This is a genomic window from Bacillus sp. MUM 116 (assembly GCF_001866655.1).
Taxonomy (GTDB): domain Bacteria; phylum Bacillota; class Bacilli; order Bacillales; family Cytobacillaceae; genus Neobacillus.
Genome location: NZ_MLYR01000056.1, coordinates 26,177 through 37,509, shown reverse-complemented (window position 1 = coordinate 37,509; position 11,333 = coordinate 26,177). Strand labels below are relative to the sequence as shown.

Sequence of the window (11,333 nt, the reverse complement as noted above, 5' to 3'; positions counted from 1 at the left end):
TATAACTAAATGCTTCGTGGCATCTTTTCGTAGGAACATTTGCGAAAATTGCCTAGAAACTTAGTAGATGACCCTTATTAAGGTCCAAAAGCAACAAAGTTTACGAAAAGAGCCTTTACAAAAAAACTTTCCCGATAGTAAAAAATCCACGAAAAAAAAAGCCCCCTGGAAACTCTGGGGAGCCTTCACAGGGGGAAGTAGGTATCAATTTTGCCACTTTTTTGTGTAATATTCCCTTGTGTAATAGGAAATTCGGGTAGTGACAAGCACCACCCGAATTTACCGAATCATTATTTCAAATAGTTTTTGTCGATCCAAACCATTTTGCTGCCGAATGTTCCGTAATACCATGTTGCATTCCCAACTTTCCAAGCGGATGTGGTTTTGAATGTTCTTCCTTTGTATATGGAGAGGCTTTTGTAGACGGTGTCTTTTGTGCTGCCCCATGGTTGGTTGAAGGCACTGCCGGTTCCTTTGACAACAAGTTTTTTGCTGTTTACGTTGACCTGAGCATAGCTCTGGGTGGAAAGGTCGGAGGATTTTGCCCAGCCGATGACTCCTTTGCTGCTGCTTGGTTGTGAGCTAAGCAGGTAATAGGTTTGGCCCAAAAAGCTTGCTTGTTTCTTTATATAGTAGACACGATTGGTATAGGTAGATCTTGCATTAAAGGCATTTGCGCTGTCGCCAATCAGCTTATAAATCTTTACGGAACTGCTCTTTACCTGGCCTAACTGACTTGTGCTGCTCTCGTTGATTGTCTTTACAGAATTAGATGGAATCCAGATGGTTTTACCACCAAGCTGTCCTTGATACCAAATAGTACTGCCGATTTTAACGGTCAGCTGTGCTTTAAAACTTTGATCCTTATAGATTGATAGATTGTTAATGACGGAATCCTTTACGCCACCCCAAGCCTTGCTGTAGGCACTGCCAATTCCTTTAATCAAAAACATCTTCGGATTTTTATCCACTTCCACATAAGATTGCGTTGTTAAATCTGTGGATTTTGCCCAGCCAATAACCCCTTTTGTTGTGCTTGGTTGCGTGCTAAGCAAGTAATAGGTTTTGCCGTTTGCCGTAGCTTTCTTTTTAATGTAAAAAACAGTATTAGTGTAAGCTGAACCTGCAGAAATCGCAGATTCTGCTTCTCCGATGTTCTTATAAATCTTAACGTCGTCATTTTTTACGACCCCTAATTGGTCGGTAACGCTTTCCGTAATAGTCGTTACATTACTGGAATTTACCCAAAGCGTTTGACCGGCAAGCGTCCCCCTATACCAAATCGAGTTTCCGATTTGCTCCGTCGCATTAGCCGTGAATTCCTGATCTGCATATGGAGAAAGTGCCGTAATGACCGCATCCTTATCCTGGCCCCATTCCTTGCTATAGGCTGCTCCGGTTCCTTTTAAAATAAAATTCTTTGATTGTTTGCTAATTAGGGCGTATGGCATGACCACTAAGTTCGGTGACTTTGCCCAGCCAATGTTTCCTTTTTCATTACTTATTAAGAAATAGATTTGACCGTCTTCAATCGCTTGCTCTTTTATGTAATAGACACGATTAGTATAGGTGGAATCTGCTGTGATGGCAGTGGCATCATCGCCAATTTCTTGATAGATTTTCGTGCCTTCTTTTTGGATAAGCCCAAGTCTATTCGTACTTATGTTCGTATTTAAGGTATTGTATTTTTCTGTTACTAGTTCCGCAAAGTCATTCCAGATATAGCCCCATTGGGAGAAATAAGCGATTGGGTCGCCGTGGTCCGTGCCACCGAGGAATTTGGAAACAGCATTATGGGACCACAATGTGCCCTTACCGGTTTTTTCTGCGCTGGTTACGCCCAGATTGTATTCAAATAGAAGATAGGCAATGTAGTTCGCATAGTTATTAATAGAACGGGCAAATTCGGGGAAACTTTTGACCCTCACTAATTCTACATGGATAAACCTTTGATTGGCATATGATCCAGCGCCCCAGGCACCATAATTGGGGTTGTGGATTTCAATAACATGAGAGCTATCGACAAACGCATGGACAAATGCCTTTTGATAATTTTTCGACATATAGGCGATTTCATTGTAGATGGTTGCGCTATTGTTTGCTGTCTCGTGGGCGACGACCCCTTCAACCATGGCAAAGCCATTACGATAATTGAAATCTGGAAACTTACTGATATGCTGATACGAGACTTTTATCGGTGTGAACATGTTTGAAGCGATATAATTATTTACATCCGGATATTTCCCCGCCGCAAAAACTTGGCCCCCAGACCCACCCTGAGGGAATATGCTCAAACACATGAGCAAAACTACTACAAAACTAACTACTTTTTTCATACTTCCTCCCCATATTTTCACTCTCGAAATATTTCCATGACTATTATACTATTTATCTATTAGAAAATATAAGAAATATTGAGATTTTTTGAGTTATTTTTATAAAAAATGGGGTGATTCGACAAAATTTGGATGGCGCCAGGCACCATCCAAATTTTTACTGTAATTCTACTAGCTTTTCTTCAAAGTATTCGTTCATGAGGAAATTGAGTTTGAGTGAAAGGGTGATATAGTCGGGAGTACTAGGACCTTTTTCATAGTAGAGTTTTCGCATTTTTATTTTGAGATCACGGATTTCCGTTAAGAGTTTCAGATTTTCACTGTGTACAGCTTGAGTTAGCTTCATCATCGACACCTCATATACATATTTTTTGATGATTTTGGAAGGGATGATGACTGATTTAATTTGTTGTTTCGTTTTTGTATAGGCACAACAATTCCAAAACCAAAATTCATAGTATCATAGTCCATTTTTCATGTGAACTAGGAAAGTAAAAGTAGAAATATTGAAAAAAATAGCAAATAATATTGAAATATCAAGTAGCCCGTACAAATTTGTACAAAATCCCTATATATCATCTTTACTACAAAAAACACATTATATTGTAATAACATCCTATGTAAAAATAAAAGTATTTCGAAATCACAAAGAATTCGACAAAATTCGAGCATTACCTGTCGCCACTCGATTTTTGTCGGATACAATTTGCACAAAAAAAACGGCCATTTTATTCGAAATAAAATGACCGCTTTTACGTTTTGGAATACATCATTATCTTTTTCATAGTCTATTGGTTCGCCAGTTTTTCTTCGACGTGTTCTGGAAGGTGTTCACAGAGTTGATTATTGAACAAGTAAGTCAGATAGGAATGAAGCTCGAAGTGGTCTTCCCTTACGAAATAGTCGAACAAGTTTTTATGTTTCTCCATGTTTCTGCCCCTTTCTTTTTTCATTTGCCGGATTTTCTTTATTATTATTTCGATTATTAGATTGTTTGTTCCGAATCCTACATACCTAGTAATCAATCATTTTACCAGTATCGGCCCCACCCTACGCTCAATACCATGATGGCCACGCGCGCCATCCACCTATCCTTATTATATTTGAAAACGTTTACATATTCAAATAATTTTATACTACAAGATTTGACAAAGTGTGAATAGCATAGATAAACTGCCCAACCCCATGGGTTCAGCAAAGTACTCCTCCTTTAAACGCTTGTATAAAAATACAAACATAATTCTAATTATACAATTGAAAACTTGGGTATATTCCCCGCAGATAAGACCAATTCAATTTAAAATTGCTGCAAACCTTGGACAAACTCTCAAACACCATTTATCTATCATAAGAATGGGAAGTGAATATTTTTGAACATTAAAATTATTAAAAACCCATCTCCTTGAGTTTATAATCATAATTAAGGAACAATAGTAACTATTTATATAATTGATATTGTTAAATAACAGCACGATTGTAAACACAACCACCTTATAAGATAAGGGGTTCCGAAAAGGGATGGAGACGCATTAAAAACGGAGCCCAATTTTTATTGGACCCCGTTTTTTTTGAAAAAAAATAAGATTATATACTATAGATTTTACATTTGTCATAAAAACTGGTCTTGCTAATCTGCAAGATCTTTGCTGCTTCCTGTTTATTCCCCTTCGTTACAACCAGAGCATGAAGAATCGCTTGTTTTTCAGCATGAGCCACTGTATCTTTTAAAGACATTAAAGTAGGGGAAGAAACATCTTTTTCCACTTCTGATCTCATTTGTTGATGGACCTGACGATTGTCTTCAAGTTCTCGAAGGTACAGAGGCAGGTGAACAATCTCGATGGTTTTCCCGTCCAAAACATTGATTGCCCGCTCTAATACGTTCTCAAGCTCACGAATATTTCCCGGCCATATATGATGTTGAAGTCTCTCAATGACTTCAGTTGATAAATGAAGATCATGGCGGTGAAAATTCGATCCGACTTTTTTCAATAAATGCGTGCCAATGATCGGGATATCTACCTTCCGTTTTCGAAGCGGCGGAATCTCTATTTTGATCACATTTAAACGATAATACAAGTCTTTACGGAACTTTCCTTCCTGAACCATTTTTTCTAAATCCCTGTGGGTTGCGGCGATCACCCGTACATCAACAGGAATTGATTTTTGTCCGCCTACACGCTGAACTTCTTTTTCCTGCAAGACTCTTAAAAGCTTGCTTTGCATCGAAATTGGCATATCCCCGATTTCATCAAGAAAAATCGTTCCGAAATTGGCATTTTGAAATTGTCCCTTTTTGCCGCCCTTTTTCGCACCGGTAAAGGCCCCTTCTTCATATCCGAATAATTCCGATTCCAATAAATGCTCCGGAATCGAAGCGCAATTAATCGGAACAAACGGGAAGGCGGCCCGCTTGCTGTTGGAGTGGATGGCATGTGCAAATAACTCCTTGCCTGTACCGGATTCCCCCAATAACAACACCGAAGATTGACTTCCTGATACTCGTTCCGCTAATTTTTTCGTTGCAAGGAACTCTGGGCTGTTCCCGATTAAATCATTAAAGCCGTATTTACTTTTCATTTCTTTTTCAAACCGTGTTTTGTAATACTTCAACTCTTCCACAAGGGATTGAATTTTTTGCTGGTAATGCAGCCATTCCTCAGGGTTCCTGAACATTACGGTTCCAAGTGCACCCACCAATTCCCCATTTACAATCAGCGGAAAACGATTGGCAATCATTTCGCTCCCATTGATCGATTGAACAGCCGCCAATTCCGCTTGACCCGTTTGCGCAACGATATGCATCCGGCTGTTCTCAATTACATCCAGAACATGCCTACTCGTTGCCATTTCCACCGTTGTACCGATAAACTCACAATAGGCAGGATTGATATAAAGAATGATCCCATTACGATCAACAATGACAATCCGTTCTGCTGCCAGATTGATAATTTCTTCAAGCCAGTCATTTGGAATATGTATAAGTCCATTCATCGAATTTCTCACCTTTTCAACGTGATGATTCTTATTATATCAAAGAATCACCAGTACTTATTTCCTGAAAACGGAAAAAGAACCCACTTGGGGTCCATTTTCCAATCTTTATTGAACAGTATATCCACCATCAAGCACCACGGCCTGCCCAGTAACTCCTCTTGCTTTATCGCTGGCTAAAAACACCGCATAATCCGCAATTTCCTCAACGGCTAACAATCTTTTTTGCGGAACAAGCGGGAGAAGAACTTCTTCAATCACACGATCAAATTCAACCTTTCGAGTTACTGCCAAATCCTTTAATTGATTTCTTACAAGTGGTGTATCGACATATCCAGGGCATATCGCATTTACTGTAATTCCATGTTCAGCCCCTTCTAACGCAGCCACTTTCGTTAAGCCGATGACTCCATGCTTGGCGCTATTATAGGCGGCCTTTCCAGCAAAACCGACCAAGCCATTGATCGAGGCCATATTGATGATTCTTCCAAATCCCTGCTCTTTCATAAATGGAAATACGTTTTTAATTCCGATAAACGGTGCTGTAAGCATCACATCGATTAATAGCTTAAATTTTTCAGTAGGAAATTCTTCAATGGGTGCTACATATTGCAGGCCGGCATTGTTTACTAAAATATCAATTCGGCCAAAGGTTTGATGAGCCGTTTCCAGACTTTTTTTAAACGCTTCCTCATCGGTGACATCACAAGGAGCAGCGATTGATTCATACCCCTGTTCCTTTAGTTCAACAGCTGCCTTTTCCGCCGCTTCACCGTTCAGGTCTGAAATCACGACCTTTGCCCCTTCCTGCGCAAAATTTTTGGCGATTTCCAATCCGATTCCGCTGGCTGCCCCTGTTATAAAAGCTATTTTTCCTTCTAAAGCCATCATCATTGCTGTTTCACTCCTAGTCATTCAATCAAACTTATTGTTGGTTGGACATTAATTGTGGGCTTACCGTAAAAGAAGCCTCCGTTTTTTCTTGCACTTCTTTAATTGTAGTACCCTCTTGTAATTCTGATAAAATCATTCCATCCTTGGTAAAATCAAATACAGCCAAATCTGTGATTAACCTGTGGACAACATTTTTCCCTGTCAATGGGAGCGTACACACTTGTTTCACTTTCGATTCGCCATGCTTATTTACATGCTCCATGACGACAACGACTTTTTTCGCTCCATTCACAAGGTCCATGGCACCGCCCATCCCTTTGATCATTTTCCCAGGGATCATCCAGTTGGCCAAATCCCCTGTTTCTGAAACTTCCATCCCGCCAAGAATCGCTAAATCGATATGTCCGCCGCGAATCATTGCAAATGATTCTGCGCTATCAAAATAGGAGGAACCATCAACAGCTGTTACCGTCTCTTTTCCTGCATTGATGAGATCGGCGTCTACTTCGGATTCCACTGGATATGGGCCAATCCCTAACAGTCCATTTTCCGATTGAAGCAATACATTGAAGTTGGCAGGAATTTCATTCGCAATTAGTGTTGGCATCCCAATCCCCAAATTTACGTTCATCCCATCTGCAATTTCTAATACTGCCCGAGTAATGATTTTTTTTCGTACATCCATCAGAACAATCCCCTTTCTAAGCTTGAGTAACTACTCTTCGTTCAATTCGCTTCTCGTAGTTTTCGCCTTTTAAAACTCTTTGTACGTAAATGCTTGGTGTATGGATTTGGTCGGGATTCAGTTCACCTGCTTCGAAGATTTCCTCTACCTCTGCAATCGTAATTTTCCCTGCCATCGCGGCAAGCGGGTTAAAATTCCGGGCGGTTTTTTGATACATCAAATTCCCAAGGGTGTCTGCTTTCCAAGCCTTTACTAATGCAAAGTCTCCGACGATTCCCTCCTCAAGAATATAGGTTTTTCCATTAAACTCTTTATGTTCCTTTCCTTCGGCAATCGGGGTCCCCACTCCTGTCGCGGTATAGAAACCAGGAATTCCGGCACCGCCTGCCCGGATGCGTTCAGCAAGTGTGCCTTGAGGGACAAGCTCTACCTCTAATTCACCATTTAAAAATTGCTTTTCAAAGATTTTGTTTTCTCCTACATAAGAGGAAATCATTTTTTTAATCTGTTTATTGGCTAATAAAAGACCGAGTCCCCAATCGTCAACACCGCAATTATTGCTGACAATTGTCAGGTCTTTTACTCCTTTTTCCCGTAAAGCTAAAATGGCTTTCTCAGGAATTCCGCACAGACCGAACCCGCCAACGATGATGGTCGCCCCATCATGAATATCTTGAATCGCATCCTCAAAGGATTTAATTAATTTTCCATTACTCAATTTTGAAACACCTCTCTAGTAATCTATTTTTTTAAACATGGCTGTTAGCCTAAAGAAAAGGCTAACAGCCATTGCTAAGGCTCTTAAACAATGCCTGTTAAAGTATAAAGAGCGATAATAAAGAAAACAGCAAGTGTTTTGATGACCGTTACGGCAAAAATATCACGGTATGATTGGCGATGGGTCAACCCTGTTACGGCAAGCAATGTAATAACCGCTCCGTTGTGTGGAAGCGTATCCATACCACCGGATGCCATTGCCACTACGCGATGCATCACTTCCGGAGGAATATGTGCCGCTGCAATCATCTGATTGTATTTTTCCGCCATTGCACTTAAGGCAATTCCCATACCGCCGGACGCTGAACCCGTAATCCCGGCAAGAGTGGTAGTCGTTACGGCTCCATTTACAAGCGGATTGGTAAAGGTGTGGGAAATCCCCCCGCTAATGGTTGCAAACCCTGGCAACGCTGCGATAATTCCGCCAAATCCATACTCAGCCCCGGTATTCATCGTGGCAAGCAATGAGCCGCCGATACTTGCATTAATTCCTTCTTTGAAGTTTTGCGTGACTTTTTTCCAATCATAGAGAAGCGTCGCAATAATCCCTACGACAAGCGCCATTTCAACGGCCCAAATGGCTGCAACCGCAGTCGTATCCACGACCCCAAATGCCTTTAAGCCGATTTTAGAAAAATCAAAGCCATTTGGATACCATTTCGGGATGTTGGTAACAAATATCTTATTCATGACCGCCACTAGAATAAGTGGTACAAAGGCGAGAATTTGGCGGGCTACAGATTGATCCGCGGAGAAATTTGCAACAGGATTTTCATTTTTGGCAAGACCTGCCTCTTCAGAACCTGCTGCAAGTTCAGTATCGAAGCCGAAATAACCTTCCCCTGCTTTGGCTGCCTTTCTCTTTCTCGATTCCAGATAGAGCAGGCCGACAACCAATACAAATCCCCCACCGATAATCCCCAATACCGGTGCCGCATAAATATCGGTTTTAAAGAATTGAATCGGAATCACGTTTTGAATTTGTGGAGTCCCTGGCAGGGCATCCATTGTAAAAGAAAAAGCCCCTAAAGCGATTGTTCCTGGAATCAAGCGCTTCGGAATATTCGCTTCTCTAAATAAATGGGCTGCGAATGGAAATACAGCGAAAACGACGACAAATAGACTCACACCGCTATAGGTTAAAATCGCACCTAATAAAACGATTGCCAGAATGGCCCTTTTAGCGCCAATCAATTTCACAATGGTTTTCGCAATCGATTCCGCAAGACCAGACATCTCAACAACTTTTCCAAAAATAGCACCTAGTAAAAACACTGGAAAATAAGATTTAATAAATCCGACCATTTTTTCCATAAACACACCTGAAAAGAACGGCAAAACATAGCTAGGCTCTGTCAATAAAACAGCTAAAAGCGCACAGATTGGCGCAAATAAAATGACGGAATACCCTCGGTAGGCAACAAACATCAACAGGCCGAGCGCTAGAAGAATGATGATTAAATCCATGAAAATCCCCCTTGTTCAATGATAGTTTTCCCTGAAAGCGTTTGCAGGAAATTGAAACCTCCTTTGCAAAAAAAATCCCTTTCATACTCATTTAGTTGCAAGTTCCATGCCAAAATATTCCTAATTCAAAATTGATTGAAAATTTCATAATCTCACCGTTTTCTTTTTTATTAACGGAAATCGGACAAATGATAATTTCCAGAATTACGGAATTTTCCGGTGAATTCATTCCGTATTTTAGGAAAATTCCGGTTTAGCGGAATGCTTTTTTTCACAAAAGTTTCTTTTATAACATGAAACTTTTCCATCTCATCATTCGTAGGAGTAGTTATCAGGGAAAGGAAGGAAATGGATTTATGGGGAATATATTTTTATTTACATTTATTATCGGGTTGGTTTCGGCTCTTGTTTTAAATCCAATTAAAAAGCCGAAGGGAAGCACTGCTCCCACTCGCGGTTTGGTTACGGGTTTGATTGTTTTGATTGTTTTGATTTTCTTATTCTTTTATTTTACCAATCTAGACCGCAATCTATCTGCTATATGGCCGCTGGCAATCCTTTTGACTGCCGCCGGAACTGCGCTTTCGACGGGGAAGGAGCAAAAGATAAAAGCAGCTCTATTTCTGGGGAGCTTGGCAGTAGGTGTATATTTTTTAACGGCCTTTCTTTTTAACGCAAACGAAAAATATACCTCAGCCAAAATGACGGAAAAAGTAGAGATCAAAGCATTTGATGAGCATGAGAAACCGGCAAGTGTCCCGCCGCAATTTGCCAGAAACAAGATGAAAAAGGCATTTGGCCAAGTCCCGAACACAAGCTACTATGAACTTGGCAATCTGCAAATCCAAAAAGTAAACGAAGACTATGTTTATATTGCTCCCGTTGAATTCTCAGGATTTTTTAAATGGTTGAGAGGTTCGGAAACACCAGGCTATTTTACCGTTAGTGCAACCGATTCATCCGCTAACCCAAAGTTTATAAAAGAAGAAATGGCCTATACTCCTTCTTCTTTTTTCAATAAAAATATCGAGCGGCATATCCGAATGGAATTTCCGAAAAAGATTTTCTATGGCAATGTCAAATTAGAAGTGGATGAAAAAGGGAAACCCTACTATATTCGTACCTATGGTGATTTTGTCTCGGCGAGGAATGGTTTTAAAGTAAAAGGGATTGTGTTAGTCGATGCAAAAACGGGAGAAACAAAGGAGTATTCATTAAACAATGCCCCGGAATTTATTGATGGCGCAGTCTCACCGGAAGCCGTCAGCCTTCAAAACAGTTATTTTGGGAAGTATGTTCATGGCTTTTGGAATAGTATTTTTGGAAAATCAGATGTAAAGCTGCCTTCTGATGAAGGAACAGTGGCAAATGTAAGTCCGATCTTTGACGAGAACGGGGTCATGTACTATTTCACTGATTTTACCAGCCCAAAGGAAAACGTCGATTCGATGCTCGGTTATTCGTTGACAAACGCAAGAACAGGCAAGGCAACCTATTATACAGGAAATCCGGACGAATCGTATATGGATTCACAAGGCGCACTGCAAATTATTGAAAAAAAATTTATCGAGAAAAAATGGAAGGGAAAAATGCCGATTCTTTATAACTTTTATGGTGAGGCAAGCTGGCTGACCGCTGTCCTCGATTCGAATGGCTTTTTACAAAACTACTTTATTGTTTCGGCGGCAAATCCGGAAATTTCCGCTTATGGCTCAACGCCGAACGAGGCCTTAAAGCAGTATAAAACAGCCTTGCAGCGCGGCAAAGGCACGGTCGACGGCAGTTCGAAAGCCGATGAAAAACAAGCTAACGGAACCGTACTCAGAGTTTATAAAGAAAAATCTGGTGATTTCACGTTCGTCACCTTCCTGCTCGATAATCGCCAAAACTTTATTCTCTCTTCTGAAAAAGAACCACTCATTATCTATCTAAAAGAAGGAGATAAAGTAAGGCTAACCTACTTAAATACAGAGGAACAATTCCTGCCGGTGAAGGAAATTAGGATTGAAGGAATTCAATAGCGCAGTCGACAAAATTCGGATGGTGCCTGTCACCATCCGAATTTTGTCGACTAGGTATTTTTTCACATCAATTCACATGAGTTGAATTTACTATTTTTGTTAAATTTACCAAACATTTATATTCTATTAAAAATCACTTTACAATACTTCTATAAGTTT

General features: G+C 40.3%; 8 protein-coding genes. 1 reads left to right on the top strand and 7 read right to left on the bottom strand.

Annotated elements, in window-relative coordinates:
• Positions 1 to 290: 290 nt before the first annotated feature.
• The 7 genes from BIV60_RS14700 to BIV60_RS14670 all read right to left on the bottom strand — a co-directional run bounded on the left by BIV60_RS14700 (position 291) and on the right by BIV60_RS14670 (position 9,153).
• A complete protein-coding gene (locus BIV60_RS14700; RefSeq protein WP_483295116.1) occupies positions 291 to 2,300 on the bottom strand; it encodes a peptidoglycan recognition protein family protein in 2,010 nt (669 codons plus the stop codon).
• A 193-nt stretch (positions 2,301 to 2,493) separates the two neighbouring features.
• Positions 2,494 to 2,685 carry a hypothetical protein gene (locus BIV60_RS14695; protein ID WP_177177312.1) on the bottom strand — a complete coding sequence of 64 codons (192 nt, stop codon included), beginning with the start codon at positions 2,683 to 2,685 and terminating at the stop codon, positions 2,494 to 2,496.
• A 1,235-nt stretch (positions 2,686 to 3,920) separates the two neighbouring features.
• Positions 3,921 to 5,330: a sigma-54 interaction domain-containing protein gene (locus BIV60_RS14690; RefSeq protein ID WP_071356474.1), complete on the bottom strand. Its 1,410-nt coding sequence runs from the start codon at positions 5,328 to 5,330 to the stop codon at positions 3,921 to 3,923.
• Between the two features lie 108 nt (positions 5,331 to 5,438).
• Positions 5,439 to 6,224 (bottom strand): 3-hydroxybutyrate dehydrogenase, encoded by a 786-nt coding sequence (locus tag BIV60_RS14685; RefSeq protein WP_071356473.1) that lies wholly within the window; start codon positions 6,222 to 6,224, stop codon positions 5,439 to 5,441.
• 31 nt (positions 6,225 to 6,255) lie between these two features.
• Entirely contained in the window at positions 6,256 to 6,909 is a 654-nt protein-coding gene (locus BIV60_RS14680) for a 3-oxoacid CoA-transferase subunit B (protein ID WP_371261538.1), read from the bottom strand.
• A gap of 16 nt (positions 6,910 to 6,925) precedes the next feature.
• A complete protein-coding gene (locus tag BIV60_RS14675) occupies positions 6,926 to 7,609 on the bottom strand; it encodes a CoA transferase subunit A (RefSeq protein WP_371261539.1) in 684 nt (227 codons plus the stop codon).
• Positions 7,610 to 7,710: 101 nt separating this feature from the next.
• A complete protein-coding gene (locus BIV60_RS14670; RefSeq protein WP_071356470.1) occupies positions 7,711 to 9,153 on the bottom strand; it encodes a GntP family permease in 1,443 nt (480 codons plus the stop codon).
• Positions 9,154 to 9,509: 356 nt separating this feature from the next.
• Here BIV60_RS14670 and BIV60_RS14665 point away from each other — a divergent pair, with 356 nt between their 5' ends.
• A complete protein-coding gene (locus BIV60_RS14665; RefSeq protein WP_071356469.1) occupies positions 9,510 to 11,174 on the top strand; it encodes a hypothetical protein in 1,665 nt (554 codons plus the stop codon).
• Positions 11,175 to 11,333: the final 159 nt, after the last annotated feature.

Coding starts and splice junctions, on each gene's coding strand:
- BIV60_RS14700 (WP_483295116.1), bottom strand. CDS start 2,300: ATGTGTTTGAGCATATTCCCTCAGGGTGGGTCTGGGGGCCAAGTTTTT.
- BIV60_RS14695 (WP_177177312.1), bottom strand. CDS start 2,685: ATGATGAAGCTAACTCAAGCTGTACACAGTGAAAATCTGAAACTCTTA.
- BIV60_RS14690 (WP_071356474.1), bottom strand. CDS start 5,330: ATGAATGGACTTATACATATTCCAAATGACTGGCTTGAAGAAATTATC.
- BIV60_RS14685 (WP_071356473.1), bottom strand. CDS start 6,224: ATGATGATGGCTTTAGAAGGAAAAATAGCTTTTATAACAGGGGCAGCC.
- BIV60_RS14680 (WP_371261538.1), bottom strand. CDS start 6,909: ATGGATGTACGAAAAAAAATCATTACTCGGGCAGTATTAGAAATTGCA.
- BIV60_RS14670 (WP_071356470.1), bottom strand. CDS start 9,153: ATGGATTTAATCATCATTCTTCTAGCGCTCGGCCTGTTGATGTTTGTT.
- BIV60_RS14665 (WP_071356469.1), top strand. CDS start 9,510: ATGGGGAATATATTTTTATTTACATTTATTATCGGGTTGGTTTCGGCT.